The following is a 20,953-nucleotide window of genomic DNA, read 5'->3' on the forward strand; positions in this document are numbered from 1 at the left end:
GTTGCTGTGGAAGAAATTCTTGCCCAACTTAGCCAAACAGTAATTGCTTCGGTGACGGGATGGGATTTTATTCTGGAAGCTTTATCTGTATCAGGAATTTAGTGAAATGGTATTAGATAACAACTTACTCGTCGTTATTGACAAATTAATATTGGTGCATACGAATTTGAGAAATTAAACCGTAGGATTTTTAACTCAAATGACAAGTACGCGATCGCTAATTTATGATTCAATAAATTATCTTGCATTCAGATACCTAAATCGACGCAAGTTAAGCTTTATTGGCTCCGCATACACTCGACCACAATAATTTATTAAACCCACAACTTAACCGCTATTTGGCATTAGTTGTGTACTGTTCCGTCGGGCATTAAAGCACCGCTCATTCCTGCGTTTCTAATATTTGCACCCTGGATAACTGCTCCTGTCAGGTCAGCCTTACCTAAATATGCACCATCTAAATCAGCTCCACTGAGATTGGCTAGCTTCAGATTAGCTCCACTCAAATCAGCTCCTCTAAGGTCTGCGCCCGTCAGGTCTGTCTTACCCAAGTTAGCCCTCTTCAAGTCCGCTCCACCTAGCTTTGCCCCCCGCAGGTCGGCTCCACTTAAATCGGCTTCAGTCAAGTCCGAACCTGTTAGATCTACCCCAACCATTTCTGCCCCAATCAGACACGCTTCAATCATGTCTGCATCAGCTAAAGACGCTTGATTAAGTTTGGCCTGATTGAGATGGGCTTCCGTCAGATCTACTCCCCTTAAATCTGCTCCAATTAATTCTGCCCCCATTAGATTTATTCCAATGAGCTTAGCTTCAGTTAGACATACCTTAATCAGATTTACCCGACTAAACTGGCGTTCTCCTGCCTCGTATCGACTTAAAAGCTCTTGAGCATCCATATCTTGTAGCCTCTTATATGTTGTTAGTTAACTTTAGTTATCAACTCTCGTCTTAGCCGGACTCCAGGTGAATATATACACGCACTTTTTTTGCTCGCAAGCAAACGTGGAGTTTAGTTTAATTCATGGCTAAACTGGCATTTCTTGGTGACAGTGGCTACAACGCCAGCAAAGTCCTCCCAAGCGGATATGACGGAGTAAAGTATATGAGCAACAAGGGCAAGTATGGGTACTTGTTAGAGATTGCTCGATAGTTTCCGCTGTATACCATTGAGTGGAAGTTGGCGCCCGGTAAGATGGCGATTGATACAGCCTATTTAACAAAGTTTTCATTTTAAAAAACCGAAGTTAATTTATATTTTCAGTATAACTGCCCTTGACAAAAGATATATTTTTTATATAGGTGAATTTGTTAATAAATCCTTAAGAAAATGAACAAATTTTGTCGAAAACTGAATGTTTTGTTTGCTTAACAATTCTTAGCGATAAAGAGAGAAAAGCCTCTAGAGCTTAGCTAGATTGACTCTTAGATAAGTCAAGGAAAGACAAAAAATAATTTTATCTGACATTGAAACTATTTTATCGGGTACAGCCCAAGAGTAAAAAACAGCCATCCAATTAAAGCACCGCCTAAAACTAGCCATGCGGCGTTGATATTGAAGCGAATTGCTAGAACGGCTGAGAGGAGAGCGATCGCTAGGGCTACAAAATCTACATAAGGTGCTTTTGCTACTAATAAAGTGGCTGCTCCTAGTTGCAAAGTGACGACAGCCATCAGCGCTACAGAGCTAACATTAACAGCATCTAGAAAAGCCGCTGTCCATTTTGAGGCACGCAAGCGAGGCACTAGGGGATTTAGAGCAGCAACGAAGAAAAAAGATGGGAGGAAAATACCCACCGTTGCCACAATTGCACCAGGAACGCCTGCAATAATATAGCCGATGAAAGTAGCAGTAGAAAGGACGGGGCCAGGAGTAAATTGACCTATAGCGATCGCATCTAGCAATTGCTGTTGTGTCAGCCAGCCGTACTCCTCAACTAATCCCCCTTGGAGAAAGGCCACTAAGACGTAGCCGCCGCCAAACAAAATGCTACCGATTTTTAGGAAAAATAAACCTAACTGCCACAAACTAACATTTGCCGCTGATGCAGTAGCCGCCGATGCACCAACTGCGGCTGTCGCTTTTAAAGTCGCACCTGTAGTTAAGCCAGCGATGAGGAGGTTTGTATTATCTTCTGGCGAGTTGCGTTTAGCAGGAAAATGCAACCAAAACATTCCTAGTAAACCACCAATTAAAAGAGCGATCGCTTCATTGACATTTAAGAGCAATACCAACGCCGCAACGCCCAATGCAATTACTAATAGTTTGCTAGTCTTAACCGCCTTTTTCCCTAAGCGCCAAAGGGCATTCAAAATAACCGCTAAAACAGCAGGCTTAATACCATACAGTAGAGGCGCAACTTGTGGCAAAGTGCCATAGGTGACATAAACCCAAGCAAACCCACCTGTAATTAAAGCCGCAGGCAATATAAAACTAGCACCCGCCACAATCAGCCCCACCCATCCTGCATAGATGTATCCCACATGAATAGCCATTTCTGTGGAACTAGGGCCAGGAATCAGGTTAGTTGCGCCAATTAAATCCAGAAAATGTTCGCTTGTCAGCCATTGACGCCGCTTGACCACTTCATCTTCCATCATCGCGATATGGGCGGCGGGTCCCCCGAAGCTGATGACTCCCATTTTGAAAAAGAGTTTGGCTAGTTCCCCCAGGCGATTTGTTAGGGAGTTATTCATAAGTTTTGAGCGACACTGCTTTTAGCAGCAATGGTAACTACCAGTGCCATACTACTACTGGTATGTAGTAGTTACGCAACAATCTACTTATTTGTTAGTTGCGTATGTAGCGTAGCGCTCAATGTAGAAGTATTTTAAATTACACTATTTTGGTTTATCGATGCAAGATTTTAATTATTGAAACTGCCTATAGGCAAGTTTTTAACAATCCAAAATCAGCGGCGGAGAAACTCCGCCGGGCAAAATATAAAATTTTATAACCACCATAGGAAAATTCTTCTACCTAAAATTGGTATGGGCGGATGAGCGCTTGTGTCGTTTGCGTCGCGTCCAAAAATTGTTCATAAAGTTGGCTGTACTTTGTCCGCGATGCTCTGACGAATTGGCACCGCTTCGTTTATTTTGCATCCAACGATCGAGGGAGAAAATATTGAAGTTGCTGCCAGCAAGTAAAATAAACAAGATAATTCCATAAGTTAGCTGTGAAGTAGCTGCACCCCAGTTTTGTACTGATGTAACGCCCATCATCAAGATAATCATCAAGATAAATGTTGCTATTAGAGCGCTCCGCGTTGCCAAGCCAATTGTAATTAATACGCCGACAATTAATTCTACAGGAGGTACTAAGTAAGAATTGATTCTTACTAGAAATTCGGGGAAATAAGAATTGGCGAGTTGCTTGACGGTATCTTCAGCGAATCCTGGGATGTTGAAGATACGAGTAAATCCGTGATTAAAGTAATTTACACCGATGAGAATTCGCAACAACAAATAGGCGATCGCAATATCCTTTGCTTTCAAAGCAATGTTGTTTTGGCTGTCGCTCATTGTTTTAACTCCAACTGTGTTATGTCAACTGTAATAGATTTATGGGTGTGGGAGGAAATGCGCCTGCGGGTTTGGAAATACTTAGAGATTTTTAATGCTAACGTCTTTGAAAAGGTAGAATCAAGCGAACGGCGCGATCGCCCAATAAATAGGTGTGAAACCAAGTCAGCAATACTAACAACCGACTGCGGTAGCCGGGAAGATATACTAAGTGGACTCCTAGCCACATCAGCCAAGGTAAAAAGCCTGTAAATGCAATTGGGCCAATTTTTCCCACGCCTGAATAGCAGCCAATAATCGCTAATCTCCCCTTATTCAAATAGCTAAAAGGCTTTGGATCTTTACCTCTAAGCTGTCGCTTAATATTTCGCGCTACAGCGACACCTTGCTGGAGTGCTTCTGGTGCAACGCCAGTCAAAGAATAACCGTTCTTCTCTACATAAGCTAGATCTCCAATAGCATAAACATTGGATCTATCTAGCAATTGCAGGGTGGGAAGAACGCGCAATTTTCCTTTGTTGGCTGTGGATAAATCTTCTGATGTTGCGGGAGAGTTAGCTTCTAAGCCTGCTGTCCAAATAACGGTTGCGGTTGGAATCGCGCGATCGCCTTGAAGATGCACGGTGTCTGGCGTGACTTGGGTGACTTTCGTTTGCAGATAAACTTCTACTCCAAGCTTACGCAAGCGCTTGTAGGTGTAAGTTCCCAGCTTTGGCGGGAGATCGGCTAACAAGCGATCGCTCGATTGCACGAGAATTAGTCTCACTTGCCGTAAATCCAGTGTGGGATAATCCCCGCGCAAGCGACCTCGAAGCATTTCAATTAAGGCTCCTGCCATCTCGACACCAGTTGGCCCGCCGCCTACAATTGCAAATGTAAGCAGTTGTTCGCGTCGTAATGGATCGAGTTCCTGGGTAGCTTTTTCAAAGCAAGAGAAAATATGATTTCTTAGTGCGACTGATTCTTCCAACGTTCTCATTGAAAATGCATATTCTGACGCACCAGGAATACCTAAAAACTGCGTTCGGCTTCCAGTAGCCAGCACTAGAAAGTCATAGGGAATCGTAGAACTATCTGTCTCAACTATCTGTTCTGAAAAATCAATGCGCTGAACTTCAGCCATCAGGAACCGATCGTTGGAAGTTTGTTTAATTTTGCTGGAGGGAACTCGTCGCGAAATTGTACGCGCCGGGTAAGCTATATGCTCTGGTGGCAATTGAGCTGTTGCGACCTGATACAGTAGCGGTACAAAAGTATGATAGTTGTTGCGATCGATTAACACTACATCTGCACCAGAATTAGCTAAAGATTGCGCTGCTTGCAATCCGCCAAATCCAGCCCCAATAATAACGACGCGGCAATTTTTGTGCATTGTATATTACTGATAGATTTACGCAACAATTTCGCGGATATCCCCGTAAATAGTAACGATAGCACTATCGCCCGAAAAAGTTCCAGGGGCGCTATTTGGCAAAGGGAAGATAGCAAACTATAAGTAAATTAAGCAATGGCGCAATTAATAACGAGTAGCTGCTTTTTTATGGCGATCGCTCTCTAGTTGTGCCGAAAGTATCCAAAACTAAGTTTCGCAATGCTGTGTTGAAGCTGGGTTACAACTCACCTATATAGCTCCAGCAGCAATTATAGAGGGACGGGAAAAGCGTCGTCTATCGGGAGGAGGTTAGGATGGGAGCAACTAATTTTTAGAAGCAGAACTAAGAAGCTCTATGGCTGGGGAACCTGGAATTAAAGTCGAGAAGCATCGTTCACCCTTTCACAAGGATATTAAGGTAAAACCCAAGGAGCTACTTACGTCACTGGGTAAGGCAACGATCAATGGTTTTTTCTTGAAGTGGGATGACCTTGCTGAAAATGGGGTTGAGGTTTTGGCATCCCTTGGACTAGAGGCAAAGCCTGGAGAAATTGCTAGTTTGCTGATTTTACGCTCTCTCATCCAGGCAATACGGAATTTGTTAGACGAAAATAAAGAACTGCTACTCAAGAAGGCAGACAATCCTAAGACTTTGTACAAAGAGCTAGATTCGTCTTTAGAAAATGGGGAATTGGTAATTGACAAAGACTTTTTTCAGCGTCCCGGAAATTTGCCTATTGTTCAAGCCGCTAAGACTGGATTTGCCAAGTGGTTAGAGGAGTTTGTTGAGAAGAAGGTTGAGGCAGACAATATTAGCAGTCGTCTTCCTGCTTACTTTGTCTTTGCCCTGAATGAGCAGTGGCGGACTCGTTCACAAGACTATGCTGCCTTAAAAGAGGTACTGGATACACCTTTCACTCAAGCTACTGAACGAGAGCAGGGATGGTTACGATATCGGGCATGGCTGCAAAAGCGGGTTGAAGAACCGATGTTCTTAGAAGCCTTCAGCCTGAAACAGGTCTACGTGCCTTTACGAGCCTACTATGAGCGTCAGCCGAAGCTTCAGCCGGAGAAGAAACTAGAACTAGGCATTAATGAAGGGAAAGGCCATGAGCGAGTTGCCGTTGACCTCAATACTGAACTGGAAAAGTGGTTGCAGGAAGCGAAGCCTGATGATGCCATCCGCTTAATTAGTGGAGATCCAGGTAGTGGCAAGTCTTCGTTTGCCAAAATCTTTGCCGCTAAACAGGCAGAAAAAGGGGAAATTCCAGTTCTGTTGATTCCCCTACACTTATTTACACCCTCGGATGACTTGGTTAAAGCCGTGGGGGAATTTGTGCAAGTTGAGGGTTTCTTGCGCCACAATCCTATGGATCGAAGTGACGGCGAAGAACGATTGCTGATTATCTTTGATGGCTTGGATGAGCTATCGAAGCAGGGCAAAATTGCCGAAGAAATTGCTAAACAGTTTGTGGAAGAAGTAAGGTCTAGAGTTTCGCAATTTAATCACCATAAAACCCGATTGCAGGTTTTGCTAAGTGGACGAGAAGTGTCAGTACAGGCGAATCGCAGCAAATTTCGGGAACTGCATCAAACTTTGCATATTATTCCCTATTTTGTAACAAAAGAAGAGAGAGAAGACGCAAGTAACAACTATGTTGATGAGCAAACGTTGCTGGAGCAAGATCAACGGCAAATTTGGTGGCAGTCCTATGGCGAAGCTAAAGGCAAAGAGTACACAGGCTTACCTCCAGAATTGGACAACCCAAATTTGGTTGAGATTACAGCTCAACCGTTGCTGAATTATCTGGTTGCACTAAGCCTTGAGGGAGGTAAGTTGCAATTTTCGGAAGAGACTAACCTCAATGAAATCTATGGGGATTTGCTAGAGGCAGTTTACGAGCGAGGGTATGAAAAGCAAGGGCATCGGGTGATTGAGGGAATTGAGAAACACGAGTTTATCGGCATTCTTGAGGAAATTGCGCTGGCTTGCTGGCATGGAGTTGGTAGGACAACCACGGTCAGTGAAATTGAAAAACACTGTGGCAATAGCGGATTCAGGGATATTTTGAACCGCTTTCAAGAAGACTCAAAATCCAGCGTTATTCGTCTGCTCACTGCCTTTTACTTTCGGGAAAGTGGCAGGTTACAGGGAAGCGAAAAAACGTTTGAATTTACCCACAAAAGCTTTGGTGAGTATCTAACGGCAAAACGCATTGTAGAGGAAGTTCGGCTTATTCATGAAGAATTAGAGGAGCGTAAGAAAAACCGGCGCAAAGGATGTGATGAACGAGATGCCCTTGTCAGGTGGGTAACTCTATGCAATCTTTCAGAAATGGATGAATACTTATTTAAATTCATATGTGATGAAATGCGTTTGCAAAATGCATCGGATGTTCAAAATTGGCAAAAGAGCTTGTGTCGCCTGATTGAGTTTATGCTAGTTAATGGATTACCCCTGGAAAGTCTAAGACCCAGAAATGACTTTCACATAGAACTTTTGCAGGCACGGGATACGGAAGAAGCTTTATTGGCTGTATTAAATGCCTGTGCGAGAGTGACAAAGGCAACTTCAGAAATTAAATGGCCGTATCGTAATACTTTTGGTGCATGGATTTCAAGGCTGCAAGGACAGAGGGTAGGAACAGAAAATGCACTTGCCCTTGAATGTCTTAGCTTTCTCGATTTGCAAGGCTGCATTCTGCATATTAGAGACTTTATTAGTGCAAATCTTGCTTTTACTAACCTTGAGAATGCAGAACTTATTTTTGCAAATCTTCTAAGAGCAAATCTTGTAGGTGCGAATCTTGTAAGTGCGAATCTTGTAAGTGCGAATCTTGTAAGTGCGAATCTTCAAGGTGCAAATCTTCAAGGTGCAAATCTTCAAGGTGCGAATCTGTACAACGCGAACCTTCAAGGGGCGGATCTTTACGAGGTAAAGCTTGAAGGAGCCATTCTTGAACAGGCGAATCTTGAAGGAACGATTCTTGAAGGTAAAGACATAGCAAGCCTGACTGAAAGCTCAAATGAAGACTCAGAGGAATCTTAGCCCTCAATCCTTCAGCAACGCGATCGCTCTTGGCTTTGGCTTGACAAACAATGGCCTATTTGTCTAAAGCGATCGCCCCTTTCCCTCTTAACTCCACTCCCCCAAAGTTGAAGCAGTACTAGAAGCGATCGCACCACTAACCCTATCATTCCCTACTTAACAGAGACTCAATATACTGATTGACACTCACATTTTCCCTGCCAGCCTTCTCAGCCAAAAGACTATGCAGAGATTTAGACACCTGCAAGATTCGCTTACCTCTGTAGGGATCGTCAGTGCTGGGTAAAGGAATATCATCTTCAGCTTCGTAAGCTGTCTCAATCCACAACTCCCGCGCCTCATTTATATTTGCGATCGTCTCATCTACTGTTTCACCTTGAGTTAGACATCCAGGCAAGTCTTTAATCTGAGCCACATATCCCCCTTCGGGAGCGGGATAAAGTGTTAGTGGATACTGAAGATTCAAATAATATTCCAGTGGCGGCTTCTCACTCTGCTTGTTCTTCTGATTCAGTGTTGTCATCGCTCCATTCTTCCAAGTTCAATAGTTGAACAATTTGCTGGACATAAATTCCCTTAACTTTCTGTCCGCCTTTTTTTGGTACCGTGATTTTTTTACCTTGCGAATCTCGAAAACTATGGTGGCTACCCTTAGACCTTTTTTCTTCAAAGCCAAAAGCTTCCAACAGGTAGCACACATCCTCAAACCGCACTTCCGGTGGTTGGTTAAGGAATTGTTCTACTAATTTCTTTAATTTGCCCATCGGGCAATAGTATCATAGCAAGATTCTAAGCGTACCATCCTCCCCTTAACTCTACTCCCCCAAAGTCGAAGCAGTACGAGAAGCGATCGCGTTATTGCCTAACTTACTAACTATTCTGATTCTCGAAATACTCTACTTGCCTAAATGCTGACAATTGAATTTACCGATATACCTAGCTCTGGAAACGCTAATGGGTAAATTGTCCCCCCAGATAGTGTGTACTTGGAAGCATACTCCCCATCTTGGGGATCGCGAAATACTATAAGCTGTCTTTTCTTGAGATTAACCACCCAGTATTCAGCGATTTTCACTTCAGCATAGACTTTACTTTTTGTCTGCAAATCTTTGTCCAAGGTTGAATCTGAGTATTCAATCAACCAGAAAATATTTTCAGGATAAGGGTGATGCTCTAGGTACTCGCGCCCCAACCGTTGCACAATAGCAATATCAGGCTCAGGCTCAGAGTCATTCGGAAGTGTAATCGGCTTACTTTGGCGAATCATAGCGCGATCGCCCAACAATCGAGCCAGATATTCCCCTGCTTCACTGCTGAAATAGGCGTGCGGTTCCCCTTCGGGCGACATCTCTACAATTTCCCCCTTCAATAATTCCACACGGCGATCGCGCAAAATCCCCGCTTCGATCATGCGGTGATAGTCATCCACAGACCATTTGGCTAGCGTTTTCATCGCAACATCGCTCATCTTTCTCGCAGAATTGACTCAATTCTATAGTTATTTGCCCAGAGCGATCGCGCCCTTCTCCCCTAAGTTTAAAGCCGTAGTTCTTGATAAAAGCTCTCAGTTTTGCGATCGCTCTTTGGGTATCACTTTCTTACACCAATTATTCGCCTATTAGTGATTGATACCCTTAAGAGCAAAATATCAGTTATCAAGAATGATAGCCCAACATTCGGGAGTAGCTCCCCCGTTGGGAAAGCAGTTCATCATGAGTGCCCTCCTCAACGATTTTGCCTTCGTGCATCACAAAAATGCGATCGCAGTCTACCGCTGTCTCAAGTCGGTGCGTCACCAAGATAATTGTTCTTTTGCGGCGCAGACGCTGGAGAGTCTCTATCACCCACTGCTCGTGCTTCAAATCTAGCGAACTCGTGGGTTCGTCGAGGATAAGTATAGGAGCCTTAGTAGCTAGCGCACGCGCGATCGCTAGGCGCTGTCGCTGTCCGCCCGATAGGTTCTGGCCGCCCTCGCTGAGCATGGTATCGTACTGGCTGGGCAAAGTTTCGATGAACTCAGCCGCCCCAGATTCAATCGCCGCCTCCTTAATTTCGTAGAAAGTGGCGTCCGCGCTGCCGTAGGCGATATTCTCCGCAATCGTTCCGGGGAAAAGCGGACTGCCTTGCGTAACCAGCGCCATGTGTTTGCGGACATCGGCAACCTTCAGGGTGCGGAGGTCGAAGCCGTCAAGTTGGACGCTCCCCTCTGTCGGGTCGTAGAAGCGCGGCAAGAGGTTGAGCAGCGTGCTTTTTCCCGTGCCGCTAGGCCCCAAAAACGCCACCATCTGACCAGGTTCGATAGTAGCATCAATCTCGCGCAAGACAGGCCGCCCGGGGAGGTATTCAAAGCTCACCTTGGCAAGGGTTAGCGTCCGGGGATGGACAAGAAGCGATCGCGCGTCAGGCTCATCGCTTATAGCAGGCGGCTCGTCAATTACTACAAACACGCGATCGCATGAAGCTACGAATGTCTGGATCTTCGTTGTAAACCCCAACACCCAACCCAACGGGTCCCATAGCTGCCCCAGATACGCCATAAATACGATCAAATCCCCAGCAGTCACGCCGTCCGGGACGGGACGCAAAAATTGGTCGCGATAGACCAGATACCCTCCGTAGCCGAAAATTACCGCCCCTCCCAGAGCGAAGATTACCTGAACTGCGAGTGGAAAGAGAGTTTCTTGCCAATTGAGCCGCATGGATGCAGAGACGCTCTGCTCGACCATCCGCGTGAAGCGCCGCGACTCCGTTGCTTCTCGACCAAAAGACTGGATCAGCCCGATCAACTCTATCGCTTGCTGCATGGTCGAGGTCATCAGCGCGTCGATACGCTTAGACTCGAAGGCTCGACGCCTAATCCTTTCCCCGAAATACCAATTCGCCAGTATCAAAAGCGGCGTAATCGACAGTGCGAACACGGTGAGAAGGACGTGGCGCGACAGCATGATCCAGATCATCGCCGTAAGCGTGACAGATGCGGCGGTAGAGCCGATGAGCGTATCGATTACCCCCCAGGGGCCAAGGCTGTCGTAGCTCAACCGATAGATTGCATCGCCCTGCGATCGCGAACCGTGCCAGCCTAAACTCAGCGCCTGTAGTTTGTCGTATAGTTCGGTGCGAACCCGCAACGTTCCGTTGTACTTGATGCGGAAGTTCAACATTGTCCGCAGCATGATTACGGTATCGCTCAGGATCTTGACGAGCATCCCGACGAGCGCCATCCCGATAACCTGGCTCACCCTGCTTTCGCCGAAAGGAGCTAGAAATAGCCTGTGAATCCAAGTTGGTTTCGGGGTTGGTGAGAGAACCGTATCAACTAGAATCGCCATAGGCCAAGCGTTGAGAAGGTTCAAAAGCACCGAAGCCCCAATCAAAAATAAGAGCGTGACGATCAGCCTTAAGTCCTTGCGGAAGTAGGAGATCGACCGAAGGACGATCTGCATGTGGCTCACCTCAAATATTGCGCCAGGTTACATTAATGCCCAAGTCTTAGCGTTTGGCTCAAAAATATTGAATTGTAATAAAAGCTCATAAAAATTAGCCCAAAACCATGATATTTGTCGGGCTAAAAATCAATTAACATTATTATTTTCTATAATACTTTTATTCCCGAAGCTTGTCAAAGATCTAATGACCTACCTAGCATAAAATGATTATAATGTCGTAAATAATCAATTATTTATTAATTTGTGGCTTGCCTAGTTATAGACATTAGACTGATTAAATGAGTAACTTATTTAAGAAATTATGCAAAAGTGCATAGAACAAAATATTAAAAAATCTTGATTTAATTAGACACATATTGACGCACAAAGTAGGGTTATTGCAGGTTTATGAATCAACAAATCGACGAGTTAATTGTAATAGATGACGGACAAGAACCACCAAAAGACGCGATCGCGCCACCGCGAAAGCCAAAGTGGTCAGACACATTAAATTACATTGCCAATCCCGATCGCTTCTGTCGGCAAAATCTAGAAAAGTATGGTTCCATCTTCACTACCAGCGTGTTTGGTGGCACCACCATCTTTGTGGGTTCAGCTAAAGCCATTCAAATGACATTTAATGGCGACTTGAAATATACAGAAATTGCCTTGCCACCCACTACGATGGATATGTTTGGCGAGTACAGTCTATTTCAGCGTCCTGATTTGCATCGCCAGCGCAAAAGCGCACTGCGTCCGGGGTTGACGGGTCAGGTACTTGAGGCATATGCACCTGAGATTTCGCGGGCGATCGCGCTAGGCATTTCCGAGTGGCCCACCCCCAGCAGACTGGCACTTTACCCAGCAGTTGAGAAGATCTGCTTTGATGTACTCGTCCCGCTACTGTTGGGAGTCAGCTTGAATGACGCCGACCCAACCACTTTTGAGGGATTACCTGTATCCTCCAAAGCCGAACTAAAGGAGTTGTACAAGACCTTTTTTGATGGTTTCTATGGCTTGTTAAAGTGGAAGTCTGGTTTCACAGTGTACGGCAGGGGATTGAAAGCACGCGCAAGGCTAATTGACTTCATGCGTGCAGTTATAAAGCGACGGCGGACACAGGGCGGAGTCCTTGACCCCACAGTAGACTTCCTCGCTATGATGCTAGCCAGCCAGCAAGAAAACCCAGATGGAGTTTTTAGCGATACCTTAATCGAGAACCAGTGCCTGCTAGAGTTATGGGCGGCACACTACCAACTTTCGTCTCTTGTCTCTTCGCTAATCTACCAGCTTGGATGCCACCCCCAAGTACTACAGCGGCTGCGTGAGGAACAAACGGAAGTGATGGGCGCACGGAACAATATCAGCACGTTCTTACCCGAAAATCTAAAGCAGATGGTATTTCTAGAGGCAACCATCAAAGAAACTCTACGCACCCAGCCTCCTAGTTCTACTGCTAACCGCCGACTAACTAAGTCTGTGGTACTTGATGGCGTGCTGTATAAACAGGGCTGCTCTGTGATGGCAGAACCGCGAATTGCACATATCATGCCAGAATACTTTCACGAACCGGAGGTATTTGCTCCTGAGCGATTCCTACCTCCTCGCAGCGAGGGTAAGATGTACGAGTTCATACCTTTTGGCGGCGGCGTACACGCTTGTTTAGGGGCGCAGTTGACGATGCTCATCACTAAAATATTTGCCTCTTACGTGGTGTACGATTTTGACTGGAAGCTGACGGGCGATGCAAAATTTGTGCAATTTCCTCTCAAGAAGATTAAGGATGATTACCAAATCGATATAGCACGCTTGCCCTAGAGAATGTTTGAAAAGCTCTCAGGGCATAAGCTGTAAATACCTAGATACAGCACCTCAAAAGCTATGAGTAAAGCTTAATCTAGTAACCTAAACCAAAGGAAATGGCGAAGTAACAAGAGAAGCGATCGCGCCTCCAATTACCGCCTTACAATTTATTCCTTTGGTGGCGACGTGATGCCGCGCTTAGTCAAATTCTCTTCAAGTTCGCTTAAGAATTCGCAGTCCTTTTTGGGTAAAGGTTGACTTCCACTTCCAAATAATTGGGGTGGATTCTTCTCAAGGAAGGCGAACGCCTGTCGGAACTCAGAGGGACTTGCTTTGATAGGTGCGTCAAAGTGGCAGGGAATAATTCGCTCGAAATTCCATCTCGCCACCTTGTTTGCCCATTCAAGTACTTTCCTCGGCGTTTGATTAAAAATGAAAGTCTGCAAAATCGGCGCAACAAATAAGCGACCGCCTCCGCGCAACGCATCGAACGACCGCTTCCAGTCTGGGTTCCATTTGAAGGGAAAAAAGCCAAAATAAGCTTTTCTTGAGCGCTCCGGCGCTTTAAGGGCGTTTCGCAATGCCTCTCCCATCCCGACCTTTTCCAACGCACTGGGACGGAAGTAAATAGCAAATAGGGAAATGCGCTGCCAACCTTTGCGGCGCATCGCCTCAGTATCTTCGACAACTTCTAACCCACTTTCTCTAGCGTGGAACAATAAGGGGTAGGGGTCAACTTGGGCGATCGCGGGGGGATCTTCTGGAACCACAAGAACAGAATCCGTCACCAAAAGCGTGCGCGATCGCTTATGCAATAAAGCAATTTCTTCAAACGACCCCCGTCCGAGATTGATGCTCAACACCTCATAATCAAACTCATCAGCAAACGGCGCATCAGCACTATTTTCTGGTATTACATGAGTGCGTTTAGTAGGGAAGCCAAGCCAACTAAGCGGCAGATTCACCGGAAAGCTCCACTGGTTCGGCGTCACGAACACCTGCGAGTAGGGAAAGCGTCTGGCGAAGGGGCCAACAAAAACCTTATGTTCCAGCCCAGAAGCCGTTGGCAGGATGATGTACTTAACTTCGCCGTGCTTGTCCACCAACTCCTGAACGAGCCGAATACACTCTTTTGTAGGCGCGACTGGCGCATAAACCAAGAGACCGCCTTTGTCTAGCCTAACGACAGTCATGCGAATGGGCACGACCGCGTAGAGGATGCCCTGCACTTGGTCGAACGTCCAGATCGTGTCCTTAACTACTTCTTTGCGGAGCGTCCGCCGCCTACCGTAAGGGTAAAGAGGCACAGCAGGCCAGAAACGCCATGACAAGTCACCAGGAGGGATACTCGAACCACTCTGCCGCTCCTGCTCAAGCGACTGTGCCTTCAACACATGCGTCTGCTGTGATTTCCGTAGTGGTTCTATCCACTCCACGACTTTCTCCCTAATTCCACTAACCTTTCAAAAACATTATCAGGAGCTATGCCTGATTCCCCAAGTCGCTCAATTAGAGAATATAACCTACTTAAATATAGGTTTTCCTCATTTAATTGCTTTGAGGGATTTTTTTGGGAAGCTATTCTAAATATGCATGGTCGTGCATTTTTTCACTATTATCCTCCTCCTAGAGTGACATACAAGGAATAACGCTGACTTACATAAAACTGCGTAGGCTGGGGAGCCACGTCGGTCAACGGGGGTTCCCCCCGTTGACCGACGTGGCGTTTGAGGAACGAAACCCAGAAAACCATACGAACTGTGGGGTTTCACTATAGCTCAAACCAAGCTAGAGTTTCCTTTGTGGGATTTTTAGATTAAATGACTACGAGCTTTTGTGTTGATGATAACCAACTGACTTAATACAAAATTATTTCTTAAGTTAACGTTAAGACAAGCCATAAGGATGAGGATGAAATAATCCTACTTAGCCCCATTCGCGGGGGAGCGAAGTTAATTTTAAATGTTCGCCATTGAAACGATCCCGCTAAGAGATAAGAGATCTAAAAAAATAGCGCAAAAGACCCACGCTGCTTATGCTTTAGACCTTTTATACACCTTTGTTGATAGTCCTCAAGTTAGATGCAGATTTTGGAAGTAGAAGTAAATTAGAAGATAAGTAAACATAACCATGAATGCCATGAAAACTAACGAAACGAGCGAAATGAAGCCTAGCGAAATAAAGAATTACGCTCCCAACACACCTACAAATATTTCGACAGTTCAAAATCAGGAAGTTGGAGATGAGCTAGCTTCTCCTAAAAACCCAGCTTTCCAATTTGGGGTTAGCACAATCCTGGGCGTTGTAACCATTATCGCTTTGGCTGCATTTGCTTATTACGGAGTTGCTCGTTAATACTGTTTGTTTGATGAAAGCAATTTGCTGATTTTACGATAATATCACGATCATAAAAATGCATGGCAGTGTCTTTGATTTGTCAAAATATAAAGACGCTGCCAAATTTATTTGAGTATAGAAGCTGAGGCGGCTTAAAATGCCTTAAGTTCTGTTTGGATTTGTATACTGATACCAAAATTTACAGCAAAACATTTAGGTGGCTGTGTATCATCACATAGCGTAGCCTGGCTCTTATTATTATCAGCAGTTTTATTACCGCGATCGCCGAACAGGGAAAGAATAACTCGCCTCAAACTACAACCATTTCTTTTTGGGTTATGCACATGGCAATGCCTTTTTCGTAGTAAGCCGCTTCGTTGATGAAAACTGGATAGACTGTTGATGTTCCTTGATAAGCGATCGCCTCACCATCGAATGTCAAAAACATGGGTTCGCCTGGATGAAGCGCTTCATAATCCCTAAATTGAAGCTGGGGGTGAATCATCGCCTGAATTTCCCCATTTTCATTTCTGGGATAATCAATTGTTTGTATGCTTTGATAAATAACTAACGGCTCTTTTGTAAGAAATGGCGTTCCCTGGTTATAGGCTTCTACAAAGTCTAGAATTGCGTAGATGAGCGCTTCTGTTTGTTGAAATAAATGTGCATCTAAGACTCCTTGAGCAATAGAACCAACTTCAATAGCACACCCTAATTCATATATGGAACGCAGAAATGGGCTATCTTGTTCGGCTTGCGCCCATCTATACACCTTTACGCTGGGATTTACAGATTGTAAATAAGCTGCTAACTGTAGGTTAAAGGGATGTTTGCTACTTGGAATAATCGTCAGCCCCATGTTAGATGTGGTGCTGTGCAAATCGACGATCAAATTGCTTTGCTGTTTGTCTCCAGAGGCCAAAATCTGGTAAATCTCTTTAGCGCGAATTGCTTCATAGCTGGAAAGCGCGGGATTTTCTAAATCCTGTCGGTGAAAACAGCGATTGAGGTCGGTATCAACGTACCGCGTTCCGATTTGGTATGCTTTGGGATTTGCCAAAAACGCGACGCTTTCAAAACGCGATCGCTTAATTAAGTCGGGCGATCGCTCGAATTTCTTCACCAGGTAAACTCCTGTGAGTTCGTTACCGTGAGTTCCGCCTACAATTGCTACTCTTTTAATAGAATTTACGGTCATAATGATGCCTCTTATCAGTACCAATCGATGCCTTGAGGTGGCGGTACTGAGCATGAATTTATTTATTACATCACCTTAAGTAAAGCCATAATATATGTCAAATACTTTCTACAGGCATAAACTATATTCAAAAGATATAGTAAGTAATAACTGCGGACAGTGTTAATTTGGAGGCGGGAAACATTGAGTTCTCTTTACTGCTGGAAGCCTATATCACCCATGCTTTCGCTAGCCAGTGCCTCATATCGAAATTTTGTCCTGAGTATTGAGTAATGAGTCACTTATGGAACTTCGACATTTGCATTACTTTATAGCAGTGGCAGAGGAATTGAACTTCACTCGTGCGGCTGCACGCCTGCATATCGCGCAACCTCCACTCAGCAAGCAAATTCACGACCTAGAACAAGAAATTGGGGTGCAATTGTTCGACCGCACCCAGCGACCGCTACAGTTAACCTTAGCTGGACGGGTGTTTTTGAAAGAAGTTCAAGACGCGATCGCACTGGTAGATAATGCGGTCAAAATGGCTCAAAGTGCCAGTCGTGGAGAAATCGGACGTTTGGTAATTGGCTTTACTAGCTCAATGACAAATATCTTTTTGCCAGACATCGTGCGCGCCTACCGCGATCGCTTTCCTCTGGTGGAACTCGTCTGGCGGGAGTTAGCAACTTCCGTACAATTGCAAGCGCTGCGCGATCGCCAGCTTGATATTGGGTTTTTCCATTTAACGTCGTGGATGCTTCAGGAATCCGATCTATGCTCGATGACGATTTGGCATGAACCGTTAATTGTGGCATTACCAGAAACTCATCCCTTAGCTAACCATACTCAAGTTTCTTTAAAAGCACTTGAAAAAGAATCTTTTATCCTCCCTTCTCGTCACTTTGCTCCAGGTTTATCTAAAGAAATTGAACATTTGTGCCAACAATCTGGATTTTCACCAGTTGTCGTCCATGAAGGAACAATGATGCTGACGATCCTCAGTTTGGTAGCTGGCGGCGTTGGAGTTGCGTTGCTACCTGCAAATGTCCAAAATATTCAACGTAAGGGTGTCGTATATAAACATATCGTTGAATCAACGCCAACTGTCCCGATGGCGGCTGTATGGCGACAGGGCGATTCATCAGCTATTTTGCGGGAATTTTTGGAAGTTACACAAGCGATCGCGCAAACTCACTCAAAACACGAATAAACTTAGCTATACATCACACTTTGCTCTACCGAACCAACAACTTCAAACACAAATTTATCGCTCGAAGCCTCAACGAGTAAAAATTGAGCGCGATCGCCAGCGAGAAACCTTATTATCTAATTACTTGTCAGCTTAAATTCAGGAACTTACGCGACCCTTTACAATCTGAAAAAGCCTAAAAGATATAGTTATTTTCCTTTGCATAAACTAAAGGCACTGGGGTGCAGCCTGCGTACTCAACGCTTACTGCACCCAAGTGCCTGCCTGTTATAGGCTGCATAAAGCAGCGAAAATAAGGGTGAGAAGTTGTGGTTATAAGACCGCGTTTCGCAGGTACTTCTAAGGTTAATTACAACAGGTTGACTAAGTAACCAAAAGTACCTTTAGCGATTGACCAACTTTTTCCCCAACATTCTATCTAGCCAGCACCAAGGTAAGCAGCTAGCTCCTCGGAACCGCCAATTAATTTACCATCCATAAACACTTGGGGAACCGTTGTTCCACCTGTGACAGCTCGTAAAGAGCGAGTGGTAATCTCTTTACCCAAGACAATTTCTTCGTAATCCAAACCACGCTCTTGCAACATCGTCTTAGCACGGGCGCAGAACGGACAACCAACCTTGGTAAACAGCGAAATTAATGTCGGCTTGACTGCTTGGGGGTTGATGTAGTGCAGCATGGTTTGAGCATCAGAAACCTTAAATGGGTCTCCTGGTTCTTCTGGCTCGATGAACATCTTTTCAACTACGCCATCCTTCACCAGCATGGAATAGCGCCACGACCGCTTACCAAAACCCAGGTCTGCTTTATCAACCAGCATTCCCATGCCTTCAGTGAATTCACCATTGCCATCGGGAATCAGAGTTAGATTTGCTACTTCTTGGGATTTGGCCCATTCATTCATCACAAAGGCATCATTGACGGACATACAGATAATGTCATCAACGCCGTTTTCTCTAAAGACTTTAGCCAACTCGTTGTAACCAGGTAGGTGGGTTGATGAACAAGTTGGAGTAAAAGCACCAGGCAAAGAGAAGACAACAACGGTCTTACCAGCAAACAGGTCAGCCGTCGTTACATCCTTCCACTCGTTGTTCTGACGAGTACGGAAGGTGACATTGGGGACTTTTTGCCCTTCTCGATTGGACAGCATTAGTTTGGCTCCTTGCTTGAGTAATTAAATTGTAATCATTGTGAATATATCTTAAGCGTAGTCGTTATGATTACAAATTGTCAAGCAAGAGAGGACGTTGGCGCACAATTGGCACAGGACATAGGGTTCGTCAGCGATCGCAACCAAGAATAGCGACCATCTAATGATGCTAGGACTTACGCCTTGACAAAGATAATAAAGTATGCATAGTCTGATTGAGAGATGTATGAAGAAAGGTACAAAACTATCCGAAAACTGACGAAACCTTCAATTGCCGCCTGCAACCTCGACATCTATACTTTGTTTCTACTGGCCGAGCCCAAGTACGGTGGTTGCTGCCGCTTGGCCCAAATCTTGGCCAATGTCTCCCACGACAGTATCAATCGTTTCCTTTTACGAGAACGATACGATCCTAAAGATTTATTCGAGATGGTAAAAACAGAAATTCAACTTGTAGGAGGGATATTAAGTTGTGACGATATGGTCATAGAAAAACCTTACTCAGAAGTGACGAAAACTGATTTAATTGGATATTTTTGGTCGGGAGTGCATCACAGACCTATAAAAGGGATCAACCTCATTACACTGTTCTATACCGAGCCGACTGGTCTGTCAGTCCCTATTAATTATCGCCTTTATGATAAACGGGAGGGAAAAACTAAAAATCAATATTTAAGAGAAATGATAGCCGAGGTGGAATCGTGGGGCTTAATCCCCAAATTGGTTACAGGAGATAGCTGGTACTCAAGTCGAGAGAATCTCCAGTTTTTAAGAAACAAAAAACTGGGGTTCTTGATGGGAGTGGCTAAGAATAGAAAAGTCCGCAGCCAGTCCAGCCAATGGGTTAAAGTCAGTAAACTTGCAATTCCTCCTGATGGGTTAGTCGTTGAACTCAAGCAATTTGGTTTGGTAAAGTTGTATAAAAAATCCTTCAAAAAAACGGGGGAGAGATATTATATTATATTCCGGCCAGAGCTTGATGAATTATCCCAATTGACTCAACAGGACTTCAAGGAACTCCACTCAATCCACTGGGGCATAGAGACGTATCATAGAGCCGTCAAACAGGTGTGTGGTATTGGACGGTTTATGGTCAGAACAACTGAGGCAATTTGCACTCATATTTTCTGTGCAATTAGAGCCTTTACTCAGTTGGAACTAATGCGAGCTGAAGACTTAATAGAAAATTGGTATGAAATCCAAAGAAATCTTTACTTAAAAGTAGCTCGTGACTTTATTGTTTCACACTTATCCGAGAAAGTCAACAGTCATACAGATACTTCGTTTTCTGTCAATGAGTAAGTCCTAGCCTTGGTGCAAGATCTAAGTAATGACACGATAGTTGGCGGTCAGGGCAATAATATTATCATCGGAGGTGCAGGTAATGATTTGTTTATTCTCAGCTCTGCTACCGGAGTAGACGCGATCGCTAACTTCCCAGCAAGTTAAGACTAACTGGCATTATCTGGTGCTTTGACTTTTGTGCAATTAGCGATCGCTTTTTTTGTAAACAAAATTAGTCGTTCTTAAATTCCCCATAACTTATGCCAAGACGTTTATCTGTTCTTCTACCAACATTCTTAGTATGCTGCGTACCAATATGTTTGTATGTCGCAGTTTTTTCCTCTATTAAGCACATACTTTTAGTTCCAGTTTTAATAGCAGGATCTTTGTTTGGTTCTCTCACACTAATTTATTTCTGGTTCAATCCTACTTCGATTTGTGTTACACTTATCCTAACAGGTTTGTTAATAGCAATGATGGTCGCTCATCCAATAAAAATGCGCCGTTGGGCGGCTATCGTAACTATAATTGGAGTTTTTCTCTGGATGGGTATTGGCTTCTCTGGTTTTTTGGTAATTTTAAGTCATGCGGGTTATGCGACTTTCTAAATAAACT

Annotated in this window: 19 protein-coding genes; 7 read left to right on the forward strand and 12 right to left on the reverse strand. The window is 44.6% G+C overall.

Annotated elements, in window-relative coordinates:
• Positions 1-344: 344 nt before the first annotated feature.
• The 4 genes from H6F77_RS20450 to H6F77_RS20465 all read right to left on the reverse strand — a co-directional run bounded on the left by H6F77_RS20450 (position 345) and on the right by H6F77_RS20465 (position 4,897).
• Complete coding sequence (locus tag H6F77_RS20450; RefSeq protein ID WP_190490623.1) at positions 345-899, reverse strand: pentapeptide repeat-containing protein; 555 nt, start codon at positions 897-899, stop codon at positions 345-347.
• 574 nt (positions 900-1,473) lie between these two features.
• Positions 1,474-2,697 (reverse strand): chromate efflux transporter, encoded by a 1,224-nt coding sequence (gene chrA, locus H6F77_RS20455; protein WP_190490625.1) that lies wholly within the window; start codon positions 2,695-2,697, stop codon positions 1,474-1,476.
• A 279-nt stretch (positions 2,698-2,976) separates the two neighbouring features.
• The gene (locus H6F77_RS20460) at positions 2,977-3,525 is read right to left on the reverse strand and encodes a DoxX family protein (RefSeq protein WP_190490627.1); all 549 of its coding nucleotides are present in this window, start codon (positions 3,523-3,525) and stop codon (positions 2,977-2,979) included.
• Positions 3,526-3,622: 97 nt separating this feature from the next.
• Positions 3,623-4,897, reverse strand: a complete 1,275-nt coding sequence (locus H6F77_RS20465) for an NAD(P)/FAD-dependent oxidoreductase (protein WP_190490629.1) — start codon at positions 4,895-4,897, stop codon at positions 3,623-3,625.
• 355 nt (positions 4,898-5,252) lie between these two features.
• Here H6F77_RS20465 and H6F77_RS20470 point away from each other — a divergent pair, with 355 nt between their 5' ends.
• The gene (locus H6F77_RS20470) at positions 5,253-7,946 is read left to right on the forward strand and encodes a pentapeptide repeat-containing protein (RefSeq protein ID WP_190490631.1); all 2,694 of its coding nucleotides are present in this window, start codon (positions 5,253-5,255) and stop codon (positions 7,944-7,946) included.
• A gap of 145 nt (positions 7,947-8,091) precedes the next feature.
• Here the strand turns inward: H6F77_RS20470 and H6F77_RS20475 are convergent, their stop codons facing one another.
• The 4 genes from H6F77_RS20475 to H6F77_RS20490 all read right to left on the reverse strand — a co-directional run bounded on the left by H6F77_RS20475 (position 8,092) and on the right by H6F77_RS20490 (position 11,389).
• Positions 8,092-8,469, reverse strand: coding sequence for a type II toxin-antitoxin system HicB family antitoxin (locus H6F77_RS20475; protein ID WP_190490633.1), 378 nt, complete (start codon positions 8,467-8,469; stop codon positions 8,092-8,094).
• On the reverse strand, positions 8,435-8,710 hold the full coding sequence (locus H6F77_RS20480; protein ID WP_190490635.1) for a type II toxin-antitoxin system HicA family toxin: 276 nt from the start codon (positions 8,708-8,710) through the stop codon (positions 8,435-8,437). Before H6F77_RS20480 ends, H6F77_RS20475 begins: the two co-directional genes overlap by 35 nt.
• Positions 8,711-8,850: 140 nt before the next feature.
• Entirely contained in the window at positions 8,851-9,414 is a 564-nt protein-coding gene (locus H6F77_RS20485; RefSeq protein ID WP_190490637.1) for a Uma2 family endonuclease, read from the reverse strand.
• A gap of 187 nt (positions 9,415-9,601) precedes the next feature.
• The gene (locus H6F77_RS20490) at positions 9,602-11,389 is read right to left on the reverse strand and encodes an ABC transporter ATP-binding protein (RefSeq protein ID WP_190490639.1); all 1,788 of its coding nucleotides are present in this window, start codon (positions 11,387-11,389) and stop codon (positions 9,602-9,604) included.
• Between the two features lie 390 nt (positions 11,390-11,779).
• Here H6F77_RS20490 and H6F77_RS20495 point away from each other — a divergent pair, with 390 nt between their 5' ends.
• A complete protein-coding gene (locus H6F77_RS20495; protein WP_190490641.1) occupies positions 11,780-13,189 on the forward strand; it encodes a cytochrome P450 in 1,410 nt (469 codons plus the stop codon).
• Between the two features lie 152 nt (positions 13,190-13,341).
• Here H6F77_RS20495 and H6F77_RS20500 read toward each other — a convergent pair whose 3' ends face one another.
• Both H6F77_RS20500 and H6F77_RS20505 read right to left on the reverse strand, forming a co-directional pair.
• Positions 13,342-14,520, reverse strand: a complete 1,179-nt coding sequence (locus H6F77_RS20500) for a DUF4336 domain-containing protein (RefSeq protein WP_309228901.1) — start codon at positions 14,518-14,520, stop codon at positions 13,342-13,344.
• Positions 14,521-14,789: 269 nt separating this feature from the next.
• The gene (locus H6F77_RS20505; RefSeq protein WP_190490645.1) at positions 14,790-14,927 is read right to left on the reverse strand and encodes a hypothetical protein; all 138 of its coding nucleotides are present in this window, start codon (positions 14,925-14,927) and stop codon (positions 14,790-14,792) included.
• Between the two features lie 377 nt (positions 14,928-15,304).
• Between H6F77_RS20505 and H6F77_RS20510 the strand changes: the two genes are divergently transcribed.
• Complete coding sequence (locus H6F77_RS20510) at positions 15,305-15,529, forward strand: hypothetical protein (RefSeq protein ID WP_206753483.1); 225 nt, start codon at positions 15,305-15,307, stop codon at positions 15,527-15,529.
• Positions 15,530-15,821: 292 nt separating this feature from the next.
• Here H6F77_RS20510 and H6F77_RS20515 read toward each other — a convergent pair whose 3' ends face one another.
• The gene (locus tag H6F77_RS20515) at positions 15,822-16,709 is read right to left on the reverse strand and encodes an aspartoacylase (RefSeq protein ID WP_190490649.1); all 888 of its coding nucleotides are present in this window, start codon (positions 16,707-16,709) and stop codon (positions 15,822-15,824) included.
• Between the two features lie 283 nt (positions 16,710-16,992).
• Between H6F77_RS20515 and H6F77_RS20520 the strand changes: the two genes are divergently transcribed.
• Positions 16,993-17,901, forward strand: a complete 909-nt coding sequence (locus H6F77_RS20520; protein ID WP_190490651.1) for a LysR family transcriptional regulator — start codon at positions 16,993-16,995, stop codon at positions 17,899-17,901.
• Positions 17,902-18,319: 418 nt separating this feature from the next.
• Here H6F77_RS20520 and H6F77_RS20525 read toward each other — a convergent pair whose 3' ends face one another.
• Positions 18,320-19,054, reverse strand: coding sequence for a glutathione peroxidase (locus H6F77_RS20525; RefSeq protein WP_190490653.1), 735 nt, complete (start codon positions 19,052-19,054; stop codon positions 18,320-18,322).
• A gap of 246 nt (positions 19,055-19,300) precedes the next feature.
• Here H6F77_RS20525 and H6F77_RS20530 point away from each other — a divergent pair, with 246 nt between their 5' ends.
• The 3 genes from H6F77_RS20530 to H6F77_RS27600 all read left to right on the forward strand — a co-directional run bounded on the left by H6F77_RS20530 (position 19,301) and on the right by H6F77_RS27600 (position 20,946).
• Entirely contained in the window at positions 19,301-20,356 is a 1,056-nt protein-coding gene (locus H6F77_RS20530; RefSeq protein WP_190491032.1) for an IS701 family transposase, read from the forward strand.
• A gap of 12 nt (positions 20,357-20,368) precedes the next feature.
• A complete protein-coding gene (locus H6F77_RS20535; RefSeq protein WP_199321460.1) occupies positions 20,369-20,503 on the forward strand; it encodes a hypothetical protein in 135 nt (44 codons plus the stop codon).
• 95 nt (positions 20,504-20,598) lie between these two features.
• Positions 20,599-20,946, forward strand: coding sequence for a hypothetical protein (locus tag H6F77_RS27600; RefSeq protein ID WP_206753484.1), 348 nt, complete (start codon positions 20,599-20,601; stop codon positions 20,944-20,946).
• Positions 20,947-20,953 lie beyond the last annotated feature (7 nt).

The organism is Microcoleus sp. FACHB-831 (assembly GCF_014695585.1).
Taxonomy (GTDB): Bacteria; Cyanobacteriota; Cyanobacteriia; order Cyanobacteriales; family FACHB-T130; genus FACHB-831.